The organism is Pantoea sp. Morm (assembly GCF_016643525.1).
In the GTDB taxonomy this organism is placed as follows: Bacteria; Pseudomonadota; Gammaproteobacteria; order Enterobacterales; family Enterobacteriaceae; genus Pantoea; species Pantoea dispersa.
Genome location: NZ_VOQX01000026.1, coordinates 44,518 through 62,311, shown reverse-complemented (window position 1 = coordinate 62,311; position 17,794 = coordinate 44,518). Strand labels below are relative to the sequence as shown.

The window sequence follows — 17,794 nt, the reverse complement described above, 5'->3', positions numbered from 1 at the left end:
GCTGCTGGGTATTGATCACCGTGCCGGCACCCACAATCGCTTCCGGGACTTCTTTGATCATTGCCCGCAGCGCATCCATCGCCACCGGCGTGCGCAGCGTCACTTCCAGCACGCGTACGCCACCTGCCACCAGCGCTTTGGCCATTGGCACCGCATGTTCCAGCTTGTTGACGACAATCACCGGCACAACCGGGCCGGTAGTCAGGATCTGTTCCGCACTCGTTTTCCAGTTCTTCATTACGTTTCCTCAGGAGAGACAGCCCGACACGCGGTCCGGCTGTCAGAAAGAGAGCCCTACCATACAAGATCGGTCGGATGGACGTCTATTAGATATCATCCATTTTTGAAACCGCGGTTCATTTTTGAATGATTGCCTGGTGCACATCATTCCGCATCCGTCTGCAGAGTCGCCATTCATGGCGACCAGGGTAAACCCTCGCTGGCGAAAAACAAAACGCCCCTGGTGAGCAGCGCAGGGGCGTTATCATGAATCATTCAGTCAGTGATGCAGGAGCGGTTATTCAAACTCGTTCCACGAACGGCCGTCGCGGGTGATCATCGCCACCGAGGCGACCGGGCCCCAGGTGCCGGCCTGATACGGTTTGGAGGCGTCGCCATCCGCATTCCACGCTTCAATAATCGAATCGACATAGGTCCATGCCGCTTCAACCTCATCGCGGCGCACAAACAGTGCCTGAATGCCGCGCATGGTTTCCAGCAGCAGACGCTCGTAGGCATCCGCCAGATGCGACTGATTGAAGGTTTCGGAGTAGCTCAGATCCAGCTTGGTGGTCTGCAGCTTATGCTTGTGATCGAGACCTGGCACCTTGTTGAGGATCTCAATATCCACGCCTTCGTCCGGCTGCAGACGAATCGTCAACTTGTTCTGCGGCAGTTCGGCGTAAGAGTCCTTAAACAGGTTCATCTCCGGGTTTTTGAAGTACACCACCACTTCTGAGCACTTGGTCGGCAGACGCTTACCGGTGCGCAGGTAGAAAGGCACGCCCGCCCAGCGCCAGTTATCGATATCCACGCGGATGGCGACGAAGGTTTCGGTGCTGCTCTGCTTGTTAGCCCCCTCTTCTTCCAGGTAGCCCGGCACTTTTTTGCCCTGCACAAAACCGGCAGTGTACTGACCGCGTACGGTTTTCTCGCGCACGTTGGTCTGGTCGATGCGACGCAGCGAGCGCAGCACTTTCACCTTCTCATCACGAATCGCGTCAGCACTGAGGTCGGACGGCGGCGACATAGCGATCATGGTCAGGATCTGCAGCAGGTGGTTCTGGATCATGTCACGCATCTGGCCGGCTTTGTCGAAGTAACCCCAGCGGCCTTCGATACCCACCTCTTCCGCCACGGTAATCTGCACGTGGTCGATGGTGCGGTTGTCCCAGTTATTAACGAAAATCGAGTTGGCAAAACGCAGCGCCAGCAGGTTGAGCACCGTCTCTTTACCAAGATAATGGTCGATACGGAACACCTGGCTTTCATCGAAGAATTTACCGACGCTGTCGTTGATCTCCTGCGAGGTCTCCAGCGAGGTGCCGAGCGGCTTCTCCATCACCACGCGCGCTGGTTTGGCGTTGAGTTTAGCGGCGCCCAGGCCTTCACAGATGGCGCCAAAGGTGCTCGGCGGCATGGCAAAGTAGTTGATGGTGACGCGGTTTTTCTGATCCAGCATCTTGCCCAGTTTCGAGAAGTGCGAGGTGTCGTTAACGTCGAGGTTGCAGAAGTCGAGACGGCCGCTGAGTTTGTCCCACAGCGCTTCGTCAATCTTCTCCTTCATGAAGGTTTCCAGCGCTTCACGCACCACTTTGGTGTAGGCCTCTTTGTCCCACTCCGCGCGACCCACGCCAATAATGCGCGTGGTATCGTGAATCTGACCGGCTTTCTCCAGCTGATACAGTGAAGGCAACAGTTTCCGGCGTGCAAGATCGCCTTTGGCACCGAAAATCACCAGATCGCATGCCTGGGCTGTTTGTGTTACCGCCATTTTCCTCTCCTCGTTGCAGGATATACCCGGCCTGAGCGTCCTCATTCTACCGGGTCCTTATTGTAATTTTCTTACAGCACAATGTACTTTTTTCACCGCGCCAGGACAACCCGGCTGCGGTCGGTTACAGGTGATTATCCTGCACCGCCGGGGCGCATTTAACGTGTTGCGAAGTGCGCTAATGCGCCTTTTTCTGTTTCGATGTTTGTCGGGCGAAAACCCGGCAGCGATCAAAGTATGACAAAAAAAGCGCGGTTACATTTGTCCGCCGCTGCGTACGTCAGGCTATTACACGGTATATTCCGCATAATTGGCAGCGATTTCACGCACGGGTGAACGCAAAAAAAGTTATTGATGGTCATCGGGTTAACAACATGCTGGATCAAATACAGGCGCAACTGGCCGCGCTGAGCAAATCAGAACGCAAAGTGGCAGAACAGATTCTGGCCGCGCCGCAGCAGGCGATGCACTCGAGCATTGCCACGCTGGCACAGGCGGCGCAGGTCAGCGAACCGACGGTGAACCGCTTCTGTCACCGCATGGGCACGCGCGGCTTTCCCGATTTCAAGCTGCAGCTGGCACAGAGTCTGGCTAAAGGACCGAGCTGGGTCAGTCGCGATGTCGAAGAAAATGACAGCGTAGAACGTTACAGCCACAAGATTTTTGATTCCGCACTGGCGGGACTCAGCCGCGTGCGTCAGCAACTGGATATGCAGGTAGTGGCTCAGGCGGTGCAGGCATTGTCACAGGCCCATAAAGTGGCCTTCTTTGGTCTTGGCGCCTCGGCGGTGGTGGCGCATGATGCCACCAATAAATTTCTGCGTTTTAATCTGCCGGTCATCTGGTCCGAGGATATTGTGATCCAGCGCATGAGTTGCATAAATAGTGGACCAAATGATGTGTTTGTTCTGATATCGCATACTGGCCGCACGAAAAATATGATAGAACTGGCTCGCCTGGCGCGTGTAAACGCTTCCACCGTGCTGGCTATCACCTCGCCCGGATCGCCGCTGGCAGATGAAGCCACGCTGGCGCTGACGCTGGATGTACCGGAAGATACTGACATCTATCTGCCGATGGTTTCCCGCCTGGCGCAGCTCACCGTGGTTGACGTACTGGCAACCGGTTTTACCCTGGAGCGCGGTACCGCTTTCCGCGAGAATCTCAAGCGGGTAAAAGAGGCGCTGAAAGCGTCGCGCCTCGAAAAGCCGGCACCGGAATCACGTGCACAGCAAAATAATTAACATCACATTCACAATGTGAGTCGAATCACAGCCCCTCGATCATATAGAATAAGTGACCATTGCGTGTCACTTGTGATCGACACGATACTTTGTCAACGGAGTCCTTCATGTCCAGACGTCTCAGAAGAACCAAGATCGTTACAACCCTCGGCCCCGCCACCGATCGCGACAACAACCTCGAAAAAATCATCGCGGCGGGCGCTAACGTTGTGCGACTCAATTTCTCCCACGGCACCCCGGAAGATCATCAACTGCGCGCCGATAAAGTGCGGCAGATTGCGGCCAAACTCGGTCGTCACGTCGCCATTCTTGGCGATCTGCAAGGCCCTAAAATTCGCGTATCAACCTTCAAAGAAGGCAAAGTTTTCCTCAATGTCGGTGACCGCTTTCTGCTGGATGCCAACCTGAGCAAAGGCGAAGGCGACAAAGAGAAAGTCGGTATCGACTATAAAGGCCTGCCGGAAGATGTGGTGCCGGGCGATATCCTGCTGCTGGACGACGGTCGTGTGCAGCTGAAGGTGCTGGAAGTTCAGGGGGTGAAAGTGTTCACCGAAGTGACCGTCGGCGGCCCGCTCTCCAACAATAAAGGCATCAACAAGCTTGGCGGCGGCCTGTCGGCCGAAGCGCTGACCGAAAAAGATAAGCTGGATATCATTACCGCGGCGAAAATTGGCGTCGACTATCTGGCGGTCTCCTTCCCGCGTAACGGCGAAGACATGAACTACGCGCGCCGTCTGGCACGCGATGCCGGCTGCGATGCCAAACTGGTGGCAAAAGTCGAGCGCGCCGAAGCGGTGGCAACGCAGGAAGCAATGGATGACATCATTCTCGCCTCCGACGTGGTGATGGTGGCGCGTGGCGATCTCGGCGTGGAAATTGGCGATCCGGAGCTGGTGGGCATTCAGAAAGCATTGATTCGTCGTGCGCGTCAGCTGAACCGCACCATCATTACGGCTACCCAGATGATGGAGTCGATGATCACCAATCCGATGCCGACCCGCGCGGAAGTGATGGATGTGGCAAACGCCGTGCTGGACGGCACCGATGCGGTGATGCTGTCGGCGGAAACGGCGGCCGGTCAGTATCCGGCGGAAACCGTGTCAGCGATGGCGAAGGTGTGTCTCGGCGCGGAAAAAATTCCAAGCGTGAACGTATCCAAACACCGCCTGGACGTGCAGTTCGACAATATCGAAGAAGCGATTGCCATGTCGGCGATGTACGCCGCTAACCATTTGCAGGGCGTGTCGGCCATCATTACCATGACCGAATCTGGCCGTACCGCATTGATGACGTCGCGCATCACTTCCGGTCTGCCGATCTTCGCAATGTCACGTCATGAACGTACCCTGAACCTGACCGCGCTGTACCGTGGCGTGACGCCGGTGTTCTTTGACAGCAACAACGATGGTGTCGCCGCCGCGCACGATGCGGTCAATCTGCTGCGCGACAAAGGGTTCCTCGTCTCCGGCGACCTGGTGATTGTCACCCAGGGCGACGTGATGGCGACCACCGGCACCACCAACACCAGCCGTGTCCTGCGCGTAGACTGAGTTTTACGCACCTCCTGACAGCGGCTGTAACAACATGGACAAACGCGACTGCCTGGCAGTCGCGTTTTATTTTTCACTGACAAGGAGGCCAGATGGCCCGCTATCAACCCATCACTCAACTCACCGGGCGTGTGCTGCTGTTTCCGCTCGCGCTGGTGCTGTTTGAGTTCGCGACCTACATCGCCCATGACATGATTCAGCCCGGCATGCTGCTGGTCACCGCCGAGTTTAACGTCGGTCCGGAATGGGTATCCACCTCACTCACTGCCTATCTGATGGGCGGCGTGGTGCTGCAGTGGCTGCTCGGTCCGCTGTCGGATAAATATGGCCGGCGTCCGGTATTGCTGTTCGGCATTCTGTTCTTTGCCGCCGCCTGTGTTCTCACCACCTGGGTGAGCAACATCGAGCAGTTCGTTACGCTGCGTTTTATCCAGGGCATCAGCCTGTGCTTCATTGGCGCAGTAAGCTATGCCGCAGTGCAGGAGGCGTTTGACGAGGCGTTAGCTGTGCGCATGATGGCGCTGATGGCTAACGTGGCGCTGCTGGCACCGCTGGCGGGTCCGCTGGCCGGTGCCGCCTGGCTAACGGTGGGCGAATGGCGCAGCATGTTCTGGCTGTTTGCGGTTTGCAGCCTGCTGGCGTTTGTGGTGCTGTGGCGCATCATGCCGGAAACCGCCGGCGATCGCAGCCACTCCATTGCGTTACCGAACCTGGCGCGCGGCTACGGACGGCTGGCGCGCGATAAGCAGGTGATGTACGGCTCCTTCGCTATCGGCCTGGTGTTCATCCCGATTCTTACCTGGGTGGCGCTGTCGCCGGTTATTCTGATGCATGAAGAGGGCTTATCCCGCCTGCAGTATGCATTGCTGCAATTACCGGTGTTTCTGGCGATGATCGCCGGTAACCTGACGCTGGGCAAACTGGCGGGACGCGTGGCCATCGAGCAACCGGTGAAATTTGCCGCCTGGCCGATTCTGCTCGGCCTGAGCATCGCGCTGGTGGCGAACCTACTCAACAGCCACAGTTACCTGCTGCTCACCGCCGGTCTTAGCCTGTATGCGTTTGGTGCCGGGATGGTCAACGCCGGGCTGTACCGGTTGACGCTCTATTCCAGCAGCGAAGGCAAAGGCAGCATCGCCGCCATGCTGGGGATGATCAGCATTCTGACGCTGGCGGCAGGGATTGAAGTGGCGAAAAACGGTTATTTCAGCGGCGGTACGCCGTGGTTCAGCGCGATCAACTTCGTCGCCGGCGTGTTGTGGTTTGGCCTGGTGACGCTGTTCCTGCGCGAGCGCAAGCGGCGCAGTCGCCTGACAAGCGTCGAATGAATGATGACGAACCGTGCCGGGCGGCACGGTTCAGCGCGCGTTAGCTATTTACGCGGGTACAAATCCTTTCGCGCGTAAGGCTCAATATCCCCTTCCTTACGCGTCTTCAGCAGTTTGAGAATCCATGTGTACTGCTCCGGATGCGGACGCACGAAGATTTCCACCTCTTCGTTCATGCGCCGCGCCAGCGTGGTGTCATCGGCATCCAGCAAATCGTCCATCGGCGGGCGCACATAAATCTCCAGCTTGTGCGTCGCGCTGTTATACACCGGGAACAGCGGCACGACGCGCGCACGGCACACTTTCATCAGACGCCCGACCGCCGGTAATGTCGCTTTATAGGTAGCAAAGAAATCGACAAACTCGCTGTGCTCAGCACCGTGATCCTGGTCCGGCAGATAGTAGCCGTAATAGCCCTGACGCACCGAGGCGATAAACGGTTTGATGCCGTCGTTGCGCGCATGCATGCGGCCACCAAAACGGCGACGGACAGTATTCCAGATATAATCCATCAGCGGATCGCTTTGATTGTGGAACATCGCCGCCATCATCTGACCTTCCGAGGCCAGCAGCATCGCCGGAATATCCACGCCCCAGCCGTGCGGCACGAGGAAAATCACGTTCTCATGATTCTCCTGCAGCGCCGTGATGATCTCGCGGCCGTGCCACTCAACGCGCTGGCGCACGCGTTCAGGATTACGCATCCCCAGCTCGGCCATCATCACCATCGCCTGCGGCGCGGTGGCAAACATACGATCAGCAATCTCTTCGCGCTGCGCTTCGCTGAGCTCCGGCAGGCAATAGTAGAGATTGATCAGCGCACGGCGGCGCGCACTTTTCGCCAGCTTGCCGGCAAACTTACCCAGCCCGCCCAGCACCGGATCGCGCACCCTGGCCGGCAGCATCGCCATACCGGCCAGCGCACCAATCGCCAGCCAGCTGCCCCAGTATTTCGGCTTTAAAAAAGAACGTTGAAAAACGGGAATAAACTCACTGTTATTTTTTTTTCGGGTTTCCATGCACTCGCCTCTGACAATGACGGCTCAATAATAGTGACGGCAGGTAATTTTGCAATCTTCACAGGCCAGATAGCAAAAAACCGACGAAGAATCCGTCGGTTTTTGCGCGTTTGCCCGGAAATTAACGTTATTTCAGCGTCAGCTGTGGCAGATAACTCTTCACCTGCGCCAGATAGGTGCTGCGATCTTTACCGGTCAGCCCTTCCATGCGCGGCAATTTCGCCGTCAGCGGGTTGACCGCCTGGTTGTTGATCCACACTTCATAATGCAGATGCGGTCCGGTAGAGCGACCGGTGTTACCGGAAAGCGCGATGCGATCGCCGCGTTTCACTTTCTGTCCCGGTTTCACCAGCGCTTTGCTCAGATGCATGTAGCGGGTCATGTACTGGCGACCGTGACGGATCGCGACGTAGTTACCGGCGGCTCCGCCGTTTTTCGCGATCACCACTTCGCCATCGCCGACAGCCAGCACAGGCGTACCAATCGGCAGCGCAAAATCGACGCCTTTGTGCGGCGCGATGCGCCCGGTCACCGGATTGAGGCGGCGCGGATTGAAGTTTGACGAGACGCGGTACTGTTTCACCGTCGGGAAGCGCATGAAGCCCCGCGCAAGACCGGAGCCGTTGCGGTCGTAGAACTTGCCGTCTTCCGCGCGGAACGCGTAGTAATCTTTACCGCCGGTGCGCAAACGCACGCCGAGCAGCTGGCTCTGCGCACTCTTGCCGTCCAGCATCTCGCGCGACATCAGTACGCTAAAGTCATCGCCGGCGCGCAGTTTGCGGAAATCCATCTGCCACTGCATCGCTTTAATCACGCTGCTGGTTTCGGCGCTGGTCAGGCCGGCGCGCTGGGCGCTGGCGGCGAAACTGCCGCGCACTTCGCCTTTCAGGACGCTGTTCTGCCATTCACCCTTCTGCATCTCCTGCTGCATCTTAAAGCTGCCATTCGGCTGACGCGCATAGGTGCGGGTTTCACGCCGATCGATCTCCCAGGTGAAATCCTGCAGCGCGCCATCAGCATCCAGCGTCCACCTCAGCTGCTGTCCCACGCGCAGATTACGCAAACTCTTGTCGCTGCTGACCAGCGCGTTGATGTCACCGAGATCGATACCGTACTGATTAAGCGCGCTGCTCAGCGTATCGCCTGAGGAAACGGTGTAGTCATGCTGATCGGGATTGACCGGTACGTCTTTGTCGATGTCATCCGACGGGATCTCGTCTTCCGGTTCCGCCGTGGTTTGATCGATCGGTTCACTGGCTTCCGGCAGCAGCGTGCGCAGCTCGTTTTTGTCCAGCGTGATGTCTTTCACGATGGGCGCAACATCGCGGGGATGATAGACGTAAGGCCGCCAGACAGCGACGGCCAGTGTAACAACGGTGAGTGACCCCAGCATAACGCGGTGGGGGCGCGGCAAATTATTAAATGCGAGGGCGACAGAGCGGGCTATCTGCTGCACTTTTACATATTCCTCTATGCTCCATTCAGGCAGCTCGCATACTGGCTTGACAGCTGTGAGAGGAATTTCACGTAGCTGTCTTTGGTTAAGCTGATTCCCATGCCTAACGGGTCGAGGGTGCCTTTACGCACGCTGGTTCCGCGAGACACGGCATCGATGACCGCCGGCCTGAATTGTGGTTCAGCAAAAACGCAGACTGCTTTCTGCTCAACCAACTGTGTTCGTATTTGATGTAAACGCTGGGCGCCCGGCTGGATCTCAGGATTGACGGTAAAATGACCTAATGGTGATAAACCGTAATGTTTCTCAAAGTAGCTGTAAGCGTCGTGAAAAACGAAATAACCCTTGTTCCGTACCGGCGCGAGTTGTGCGCCAATCCGTTTGTCTGTGTCCGCCAATTGTGCCTCAAACTGCTGCAGGTTGGCGTCAAGTTTGGCTTTGCTTTGCGGCATAAGTTCCAATAATTTTCCGTGGATTGCAACAGCAGATTGTTTCGCAATCTCCGGCGACATCCACAGGTGCATATTAAACTCGCCGTGGTGGTGATGAGTATGAGACGGGTCTTGCTTCTCAGAATTGTCTGAGTCATGGTCGTGATCGTGACCGTGCTCATGTTCGTCCTCATCTTCACCGCCGCTAATCAATAGCGGTTTTACGCCAGGCAAGGCGGCAATTTCGAGGTTCTTACTGGCCGGTAACTCCCCGGCGGACTTCGTCAGAAAGGCTTCCATCTCCGGACCGGTCCATACTACTAAGTCAGCGTTTTTAATACGTTTTACATCGGATGGCCGTAAGGCATAATCGTGCTCTGAGGCACCGTCCGGCAGCAATACTTCAACCGGCGTAATGCCATCGGCAATGGCGGCTGCGATAAATCCGAGAGGCTTGATTGAAGCCACCACCGCAGACTGCGCGGAAAACGTGGTGGCGAGGCTTAACGTCGCCGCAGAAAGGGTAAAAGCCAGGCGCTTTTTATTGTGTAACATAATGCGTCATTCCATCGTGACCATGTGATGGAATGTGATATTATAACATTCGAAATTCAATGCAACCCGTAAATATCATGTCGTCACTTGTTACACTCGAAAACATTTCGGTGAAATTTGGCCAGCGCGCGGTGCTGGCAGGCATCAGCCTGTCGCTGCAGCCGGGCAAAATTCTCACTCTGCTGGGCCCCAACGGAGCCGGCAAGTCCACGCTGGTGCGCACGGTACTCGGCCTGCTCACGCCAGACAGCGGCAGCGTCCGCCGCGCGCCGGGGCTGCGTATTGGCTATGTGCCGCAAAAGCTGCACATTGATCCGACGCTGCCGATCAGCGTTGAGCGCTTTATGCGTCTGACGCGCGGCAGTCGCCGTGACGATATTCTGCCGGCGCTGAAGCGGGTGCAGGCCGGCCATCTGCTGCAGTCACCGCTGCAAAAACTGTCTGGCGGCGAAACGCAGCGCGTGCTGCTGGCGCGCGCCCTGCTCAACCAGCCGCAGCTGCTGGTGCTGGACGAACCGACGCAGGGCGTGGATGTTAACGGTCAGGTGGCGCTATACGATTTGATCGATCAACTGCGACGCGAGCTCAACTGCGGCGTGCTGATGGTGTCGCACGACCTGCATCTGGTGATGGCAAAGACCGACGAAGTGCTGTGCCTCAACCATCACATCTGCTGTTCCGGCACGCCGGAAGCCGTTTCGCAGCATCCGGAATTTATCGCCATGTTTGGCCCGCGCGGCGCACAGCAGCTGGCGATTTACCGCCATCACCATAATCACCGTCACGATTTACAGGGACGCATTGTTCTGCGCAAAGGAAACGGCCCGTCATGATTGAACTGTTATTACCCGGCTGGCTGGGCGGCGTATTGCTGGCCCTGGCGGCCGGTCCGCTCGGCTCTTTTGTCGTCTGGCGCCGCATGTCCTATTTTGGCGACACGCTCGCCCACGCCTCTCTGCTCGGCGTGGCGTTTGGTCTGCTGCTCAACGTCAACCCTTATTATGCGGTGATTCTGGTCACCGTCTGTCTGGCGCTCGGGCTGGTGTGGCTGGAGCGACGCCCGCATCTGGCGATCGATACGCTGTTAGGGATTATGGCGCACAGCGCGCTGTCGCTGGGTCTGGTGGTGGTCAGTCTGATGCAGGGCGTGCGCGTTGATTTGATGGCCTATCTGTTTGGCGATTTGCTGGCGATCACCCCGGATGATTTGTCGCTGATGGCGGGCGGCGTGGCAATCGTGCTGGTGGTGATGGCGTGGCAATGGCGTTCGCTGCTGTCGATGACCATCAGTCCGGAGCTGGCGCAGGTGGACGGCGTAAACATTCAGCGTACCCGCCTGATGCTGATGCTGGTAACCGCGCTGACCATTGGTGTGGCGATGAAATTTGTTGGCGCGCTGATCATTACTTCACTGCTGATCATTCCGGCCGCCACGGCGCGACGCTTCTCGCGTTCGCCAGAACAGATGGCCGGCTTTGCGGTGCTCATCGGCATCATAGCCGTCACCGGTGGCCTGACCTTCTCTGCCAGCTACGACACCCCGGCCGGTCCGTCGGTGGTGCTGTGTGCTGCGGTACTGTTCATTATCAGCATGGCAAAAAAACCGGCGGCGTGACGCCGGTTACTCTTCGCGGCTGATGCCGAAATGCTTATAGGCGTGCTGCGTGGCCATCCGGCCGCGCGGCGTGCGCTGAATAAAGCCCTGCTGGATCAGGAAGGGTTCGATAACGTCCTCGATGGTTTCACGCTCCTCACCAATCGCCGCCGCCAGATTATCCAGCCCCACCGGACCGCCCATGAACTTGTCGATGATCGCCAGCAGCAGCTTGCGGTCCATATAGTCGAAGCCCTGATTGTCCACATTGAGCATATCCAATGCGCTGGCGGCCACTTCGCCGCTCATGTTGCCGCTGGCGCGCACTTCGGCAAAGTCACGTACACGGCGCAGCAGGCGGTTAGCGATACGCGGTGTGCCGCGCGCGCGACGCGCCACTTCCAGCGCGCCCTCTTCGCTCAGCGTTAGTCCCAGGCAGGCGGCGCTGCGTCCGACGATGTGCTGCAGATCCGGCACATTGTAGAACTCCAGGCGCTGCACAATCCCAAAGCGATCGCGCAGCGGTGAGGTGAGCGAGCCTGCGCGGGTGGTAGCGCCAATCAGGGTGAACGGCGGCAAATCCAGTTTGATCGAGCGCGCTGCAGGTCCGTCACCGATCATGATATCCAGCTGATAATCTTCCATCGCCGGATACAGCACCTCTTCCACTACCGGCGACAGGCGATGAATTTCATCGATAAACAAGACGTCGTGCGGTTCAAGGTTGGTGAGCATCGCCGCCAGGTCACCGGCCTTCTCCAGCACCGGACCGGACGTGGTGCGCAGATTGACGCCCATCTCATTAGCCACGATGTTGGCCAGCGTGGTTTTGCCCAGCCCGGGCGGACCAAAGATCAGCAGGTGGTCCAGCGCATCGCCGCGCAGTTTGGCGGCCTGGATGAAAATCTCCATCTGCTCGCGCACCTGCGGCTGCCCGACATATTCCGTCAGCATTTTGGGGCGAATAGCGCGGTCGAGACTCTCTTCCTCAGTGAAAGAACTGCCCGAGACCAGGCGGTCGGCTTCAATCATGCATTACCTCAAATAGCAGCGCGCAGGGCTTCGCGAATCAGGGTTTCACAATCCGCATCTGGTTTGCCAACCTTGCTGACCATACGGCTGGCTTCCTGCGGTTTATAACCCAGCGCTACCAGCGCCGCAACTGCTTCAGCCTCGGCGTCGTTGTTATCCTGCTGTGCCGACGGCGTGGTCAGGGTAAACGCCGAGTCCCCGCCAAACAGGTCGCCGTGCATGCCTTTGAAGCGATCTTTCATCTCAACCACCAGACGCTCAGCGGTTTTCTTGCCCACGCCCGGCAGCTTCACCAGCGAGGCGATCTCTTCGCGCTCCACCGCCGTGACAAACTGCTGCGCTGACATGCCGGAAAGAATCGCCAGCGCCAGTTTGGGCCCGACGCCGTTGACTTTGATCAGCTCACGGAACAGCGCCCGCTCCTGCTTGCTGTTAAACCCGAACAGCAGCTGCGCGTCTTCCCGCACCACAAACTGGGTGAAGATAATTGCTTCCTGGTTGATGTCCGGCAGCTCGTAAAAGCAGGTCATTGGCAGGTGCACTTCGTAACCCACACCGTGCGCCTCAATCAGCACTAGCGGCGGCTGTTTTTCCAGAATAATGCCTCGTAAACGACCAATCACCTGAGCAATTCCTTAGTGTATGTGTAAGCGTCTGAATCATCGGCCTCCTGCCACACCGCGCTCAACCGCGCGCCTGCTGGAGGTAAAATGTCGGCTATGTATATCATAAAAAAGGCTGGATGCATATCCAGCCTATTGAATGGCCACGCTTTTGCTAACCGGATCGCAAACGTCCGCGCGTCAGCACCAGTTTGCTGTCGCTCATGCGCGCCGCATTCTGGCTGACGTGGCAATGGGTGATGGCGATGGCCAGCGCATCGGCGGCATCCGCCTGCGGATTGGCCGGTAGTTTGAGCAGCGTGCGCACCATGTGCTGCACCTGGCTTTTTTCCGCGCTGCCGATGCCGGTTACCGTCTGCTTCACCTGACGGGCCGCATACTCAAACACCGGCAGATCAAGGTTGACTGCTGCGACAATTGCCGCGCCACGCGCCTGCCCCAGCTTGAGCGCCGAATCCGCGTTCTTCGCCATAAACACCTGCTCAATGGCGAAGTAATCCGGCGCGAACTGGGTGATGATTTCGCTGACGCCAGCGTAAATCAGTTTGAGGCGGGAAGGCAGATCGGTGACGTTAGTGCGGATACAGCCGCTGCCCAGATAGCTGAGCTGGCGGCCGGTCTGGCGGATGACACCGTAGCCGGTGACGCGCGAGCCGGGGTCAATCCCGAGTATTATCGCCATAGCGCGTCTCCGTATTGCAGGGATTTGCGTAACGCCATTACAGCGTTTCCGCTACCTCATCAGAAATTTCACCGTTATGGTAAACTTCCTGCACATCATCACAATCTTCCAGCATGTCGATCAGACGCAGCAGTTTAGGTGCCGTCTCGGCATCCAGTTCCGCTTTGGTTGATGGAATCATCGACACTTCAGCACTGTCGGCTTTCAGACCGGTGGCTTCCAGTGCATCGCGCACGCTGCCCAGCTCTTCCCACGCGGTAAAGACGTCAATCGCGCCATCGTCATAGCTCACGACATCTTCTGCACCGGCTTCCAGCGCCGCTTCCATCACAGCATCTTCGTCCTGGCCTGGCGCGAAGGAGATCACGCCTTTCTTGCTGAACAGGTAAGATACCGAACCGTCGGTGCCGAGGTTACCGCCGGTTTTGCTGAAGGCGTGACGCACTTCGCCCACGGTACGGTTACGGTTATCACTCAGACACTCTACCATGACCGCAGAGCCGCCCGGACCGTAACCTTCATAGATGATGGTTTCCATGTTGCTGTCATCTTCACCGCCGACGCCGCGCGCGATCGCACGGTTCATGGTGTCACGCGTCATGTTGTTGGACAGGGCTTTGTCCATCGCTGCGCGCAGACGCGGGTTGGAGCCGGCATCGCCACCGCCCAGCTTGGCCGCTGTCACCAGTTCGCGAATGATTTTGGTGAAGATTTTACCGCGCTTGGCGTCCTGTGCCGCTTTGCGGTGCTTCGTGTTTGCCCATTTACTGTGTCCAGCCATCTTACATATTCTCCGATCTTTAACAGGGTGCAGGCTATCTTGCTGGCAATCTTGTTCCCCGGCAGTGCGCGCAATCCTCACGTACTCATGTACGCTCCGGTTGCTGTGCGCTGGCGGTGAACAACCTTGCTGCGCCGATGACGCCTGACTGTTCTATTTTAGCGGTGCAAATCTTTCGATTTACACCGTATGTCTGTAATTTAACGATAAAACCACCGGAAAAACGCGCGGTGGCGGGCATTCAGATAAATTCGTCGATTGCCTGACGATTACTCCACGAGCGGGTTAGTGCGGCGGCGGCGGCCGGTGTCAGCCACTGGGCGGCGAGGTGCTCGCTCAGCAGTGGCTGGCGTTCGGCGGGCAACGCCAGCCGGAACCAGTGTTCCCGGTTATGCGTGATGCCCGGCGCATAGCGATGGCGGTAGTGCGGAAAGATCTCAAACTCAATCTGTTTGTGGCAATCTTCCAGCACCAGCCCCTCTGCGGCGATATCAATCGCCAGCTCTTCAGCCACTTCGCGCTGCGCCGTTTGCGCCGGCGTTTCGCCCGGCTCCAGGCTGCCGGTAACCGACTGCCAGAAGCTGGGGTCATCGCGCCGCTGCAGCATTAACACCCGGCCGGTATCTTGCGCAAAAATCACCACCAGCACCGATACCGGGTGTTTATAGCCCATTATTTCGTCTCTGGAGTGACTTTCTTCGGCGCGATCTGGATACCGAGGTCCGCCAGCGCCGCCGGGTTGGCTTCGCTTGGTGCTTCGGTCATCAGACAGGCCGCCGCGGTGGTTTTCGGGAACGCAATCACATCACGGATATTGTCGGTGCCGGTCAGCAGCATGGTCAGACGGTCAAGACCGAATGCCAGACCTGCGTGCGGCGGGGTACCGAACTTCAGCGCATCCAGCAGGAAGCCAAACTTCTCACGCTGCTCTTCTTCGCTGATGCCCAGAATGCTAAACACCGTCTGCTGCATATTGCCGCTGTGGATACGCACTGAACCGCCGCCCACTTCATAACCGTTGATCACCATATCGTAGGCGTTAGCCACCGCCTGCGTCGGATCGGCCGCCAGCTGTTCCGCCGTCAGCGCTTTTGGCGAGGTGAACGGATGGTGCATCGCCGCCAGGCCGCCCTCGTCGTCCTCTTCGAACATCGGGAAGTCGACCACCCACAGTGGAGCCCAGGCTTTATCATTGGTGATTTGCAGGTCACGGCCCACTTTCAGGCGCAGTGCACCCAGCGCATCCGCCACCACTTTGGCACGGTCGGCGCCGAAGAAGATCAGGTCGCCGTCCTGCGCGTCGGTACGCTGCAGAATAGCTTCAACGATCTCCGGCGTCAGGAATTTGGCCACCGGGCTCTGCACGCCGTCGAAACCGCTGGCGCGCGCATTGATCTTCATCCACGCCAGACCTTTGGCACCGTAAATGCCAACAAAGCTGCCGTATTCGTCGATTTGCTTACGCGTCAGCGCGGCACCGCCCGGCACGCGCAGCGCCGCGACGCGACCTTTCGGGTCGTTTGCCGGGCCGGCGAACACCTGGAATTCGACGTTTTTCAGCAGGTCAGCAACGTCTACCAGCTCCATCGGGTTACGCAGGTCTGGCTTATCCGAACCATAGCGGTTCATCGCTTCGGCGAAGGTCATCTGCGGGAAGTCACCGAGGTCGACGCCTTTGATGTCCAGCCACAGTTCACGGATCATCCGCTCCATCACGCTGCGCACCTGCTCCGCGCTCATGAACGAGGTTTCCACGTCGATCTGGGTAAACTCCGGCTGACGGTCAGCACGCAGGTCTTCATCACGGAAGCATTTGACGATCTGATAGTAGCGGTCAAAACCAGACATCATCAGCAGCTGTTTGAACAGCTGCGGTGACTGCGGCAGCGCGTAGAATTTACCTTTGTGCACCCGGCTCGGCACCAGGTAGTCACGCGCGCCTTCCGGCGTGGCTTTGGTCAGCATCGGGGTTTCGATGTCGAGGAAGCCTTCACCGTCCATAAAGCGGCGCACGAAGCTGGTAATTCTGGCACGGGTTTTCAGACGCTGCGCCATTTCCGGACGACGCAGGTCGAGGTAGCGATAGGTCAGACGCGCTTCTTCGCTGTTGGTCTGGTTAGAGTCCAGCGGCAGCGGTTCTGCGCGGTTGATGATGTTCAGCTCATGGGCGAACACTTCGATGTCACCGGTGGCCATGTCGCTGTTGCGGTTTTTCTCTTCACGCGCACGCACAGTACCGGTGATCTGGATACAGAATTCATTACGCAGTTCAGACGCCAGCTGGAAAGCCTGCTGATGATCGGCATCGAAAAACACCTGCGCGATGCCTTCGCGGTCACGCATATCGATAAAAATCAGGCTGCCGAGATCGCGACGGCGATTGACCCAGCCGCAGAGTGTAACTTGCTGACCCACATGAGACAGATTGAGCTGTCCGCAATATTCTGTACGCATAACGTATCCTTTTAACTTCGCCGCTGCTGCCAGACAGCATCAGGCCGCGTAACCTTCTGAGATGCTGCCGCAAAAAAGGCGGCTATTATAATGGAAAATGGCAGGCAGGATAAGCAGATCCCGCGCAAAGCGGACAAATCGTCAGCGTTTGCCGCGCGATCGGTTCCTGCCCGTGGCAAAACCAGGTAACGTACGGCGCATTTTCCGCGCCACAGCAGGCAGGAGCAGTTTTGACACTTCGTATTGGATTACCGCAATGGCAGCACGCCAACTGGAAAGTATTGGGTATCGAAACCCTGGCGGATTACGCCCGGCTGTTTGGCTGCGTCGAAGGCAACACCACGCTTTACGCGCTGCCCAAACCGGAAGTGGTGCAGCGCTGGTATGACATGACTGACGACGCCTTTCGCTTTTGCTTTAAATTTCCTGACACAATCAGCCACAAAGCGGCGCTGAAGAACTGCGATGAGCTGGTGAATGAATTTCTGCGCCTGCTGGATCCGCTCAGCCAGCGCATCGGCCAGTACTGGCTGCAGCTGCCCGCCGCCTTTTCACCGGCGCAGCTGACAGATTTGTGGGCGTTTCTCGATCGCCTGCCGCGCAGCTTTCACTATGGCGTGGAAGTGCGCCATGCGGCCTTTTTTGCCAAAGGCGAGGCCGAGCGCGCGCTGAATCGCGGCCTGCATCAGCGCGGGGTTAATCGGGTGATACTCGACAGCCGTCCGGTGCACGCCTCTGCCTCGCTCAGCCCGGCCGCCGTGCATGCGCGCGCGCAAAAGCCGCGCGTGCCGACGCACGCGGTGCGCACTGCCGGACAGCCGATGGTGCGCTTTATCGGCAGCGATAGCGTGGAGGAGAGCCTGCCACTGTTTGATGTCTGGCAGCAAAAACTGGCGGACTGGCAGCACGACAGCGACCCGCTGCTGTTCATCCACACGCCGGATATGGGCGCGGTGTTTCCGCTGCTGCAGGCGCTGTGGCCACAGCTGCAACAGCTGGAGCCGACGCTGCGCCCGCTGCCCGCCTGGCCACAGCAATCCAGCCTGTTCTAA

At 58.0% G+C, this 17,794-nt stretch carries 16 protein-coding genes and 1 pseudogene; 6 read left to right on the top strand and 11 right to left on the bottom strand.

The genetic code is table 11. The features are described from left to right. Together FT726_RS11590 and zwf are read right to left on the bottom strand one after the other, a co-directional pair. Window positions 1-238 (bottom strand): annotated as a pseudogene (locus FT726_RS11590) (keto-deoxy-phosphogluconate aldolase); the annotation flags it as partial. 279 nt (window positions 239-517) lie between these two features. Further along, window positions 518-1,993 (bottom strand): glucose-6-phosphate dehydrogenase, encoded by a 1,476-nt coding sequence (gene zwf, locus FT726_RS11585; protein WP_021509979.1) that lies wholly within the window; start codon window positions 1,991-1,993, stop codon window positions 518-520. Between the two features lie 374 nt (window positions 1,994-2,367). Between zwf and FT726_RS11580 the strand changes: the two genes are divergently transcribed. The 3 genes from FT726_RS11580 (at window position 2,368) to FT726_RS11570 (ending at window position 6,115) form a co-directional block, all read left to right on the top strand. Next, a complete protein-coding gene (locus tag FT726_RS11580; protein WP_031280194.1) occupies window positions 2,368-3,237 on the top strand; it encodes a MurR/RpiR family transcriptional regulator in 870 nt (289 codons plus the stop codon). A gap of 107 nt (window positions 3,238-3,344) precedes the next feature. Then, complete coding sequence (gene pyk, locus FT726_RS11575) at window positions 3,345-4,787, top strand: pyruvate kinase (protein ID WP_021509977.1); 1,443 nt, start codon at window positions 3,345-3,347, stop codon at window positions 4,785-4,787. A gap of 92 nt (window positions 4,788-4,879) precedes the next feature. After that, window positions 4,880-6,115, top strand: a complete 1,236-nt coding sequence (locus FT726_RS11570) for an MFS transporter (RefSeq protein ID WP_346302822.1) — start codon at window positions 4,880-4,882, stop codon at window positions 6,113-6,115. Between the two features lie 44 nt (window positions 6,116-6,159). Here FT726_RS11570 and lpxM read toward each other — a convergent pair whose 3' ends face one another. The 3 genes from lpxM to znuA all read right to left on the bottom strand — a co-directional run bounded on the left by lpxM (window position 6,160) and on the right by znuA (window position 9,576). Next, window positions 6,160-7,134, bottom strand: a complete 975-nt coding sequence (gene lpxM / locus FT726_RS11565) for a lauroyl-Kdo(2)-lipid IV(A) myristoyltransferase (protein ID WP_058757512.1) — start codon at window positions 7,132-7,134, stop codon at window positions 6,160-6,162. A gap of 127 nt (window positions 7,135-7,261) precedes the next feature. Next, window positions 7,262-8,590 carry a murein DD-endopeptidase MepM gene (gene mepM, locus FT726_RS11560; RefSeq protein ID WP_282995925.1) on the bottom strand — a complete coding sequence of 443 codons (1,329 nt, stop codon included), beginning with the start codon at window positions 8,588-8,590 and terminating at the stop codon, window positions 7,262-7,264. Window positions 8,591-8,604: 14 nt separating this feature from the next. Then, window positions 8,605-9,576 carry a zinc ABC transporter substrate-binding protein ZnuA gene (znuA, locus tag FT726_RS11555; protein ID WP_282995924.1) on the bottom strand — a complete coding sequence of 324 codons (972 nt, stop codon included), beginning with the start codon at window positions 9,574-9,576 and terminating at the stop codon, window positions 8,605-8,607. Between the two features lie 77 nt (window positions 9,577-9,653). Between znuA and znuC the strand changes: the two genes are divergently transcribed. Together znuC and znuB are read left to right on the top strand one after the other, a co-directional pair. Then, window positions 9,654-10,409, top strand: a complete 756-nt coding sequence (gene znuC / locus FT726_RS11550) for a zinc ABC transporter ATP-binding protein ZnuC (protein WP_058774752.1) — start codon at window positions 9,654-9,656, stop codon at window positions 10,407-10,409. Then, entirely contained in the window at window positions 10,406-11,191 is a 786-nt protein-coding gene (gene znuB, locus FT726_RS11545; RefSeq protein ID WP_021509971.1) for a zinc ABC transporter permease subunit ZnuB, read from the top strand. The genes znuC and znuB overlap by 4 nt, the downstream gene beginning before the upstream one ends. 6 nt (window positions 11,192-11,197) lie before the next feature. Here znuB and ruvB read toward each other — a convergent pair whose 3' ends face one another. The 6 genes from ruvB to aspS all read right to left on the bottom strand — a co-directional run bounded on the left by ruvB (window position 11,198) and on the right by aspS (window position 16,742). Then, window positions 11,198-12,202: a Holliday junction branch migration DNA helicase RuvB gene (gene ruvB / locus FT726_RS11540; protein WP_288423852.1), complete on the bottom strand. Its 1,005-nt coding sequence runs from the start codon at window positions 12,200-12,202 to the stop codon at window positions 11,198-11,200. Window positions 12,203-12,210: 8 nt separating this feature from the next. Next, on the bottom strand, window positions 12,211-12,825 hold the full coding sequence (gene ruvA / locus FT726_RS11535; RefSeq protein ID WP_021509969.1) for a Holliday junction branch migration protein RuvA: 615 nt from the start codon (window positions 12,823-12,825) through the stop codon (window positions 12,211-12,213). Between the two features lie 154 nt (window positions 12,826-12,979). Beyond that, complete coding sequence (ruvC, locus tag FT726_RS11530; RefSeq protein WP_021509968.1) at window positions 12,980-13,507, bottom strand: crossover junction endodeoxyribonuclease RuvC; 528 nt, start codon at window positions 13,505-13,507, stop codon at window positions 12,980-12,982. Between the two features lie 37 nt (window positions 13,508-13,544). Further along, a complete protein-coding gene (locus FT726_RS11525) occupies window positions 13,545-14,288 on the bottom strand; it encodes a YebC/PmpR family DNA-binding transcriptional regulator (RefSeq protein ID WP_021509967.1) in 744 nt (247 codons plus the stop codon). A 241-nt stretch (window positions 14,289-14,529) separates the two neighbouring features. After that, window positions 14,530-14,961, bottom strand: coding sequence for a dihydroneopterin triphosphate diphosphatase (gene nudB / locus FT726_RS11520; RefSeq protein ID WP_058771222.1), 432 nt, complete (start codon window positions 14,959-14,961; stop codon window positions 14,530-14,532). Continuing rightward, window positions 14,961-16,742 carry an aspartate--tRNA ligase gene (gene aspS, locus FT726_RS11515; protein ID WP_288423856.1) on the bottom strand — a complete coding sequence of 594 codons (1,782 nt, stop codon included), beginning with the start codon at window positions 16,740-16,742 and terminating at the stop codon, window positions 14,961-14,963. Before aspS ends, nudB begins: the two co-directional genes overlap by 1 nt. Window positions 16,743-16,972: 230 nt before the next feature. Between aspS and FT726_RS11510 the strand changes: the two genes are divergently transcribed. Further along, a complete protein-coding gene (locus tag FT726_RS11510; RefSeq protein ID WP_058757508.1) occupies window positions 16,973-17,794 on the top strand; it encodes a DUF72 domain-containing protein in 822 nt (273 codons plus the stop codon).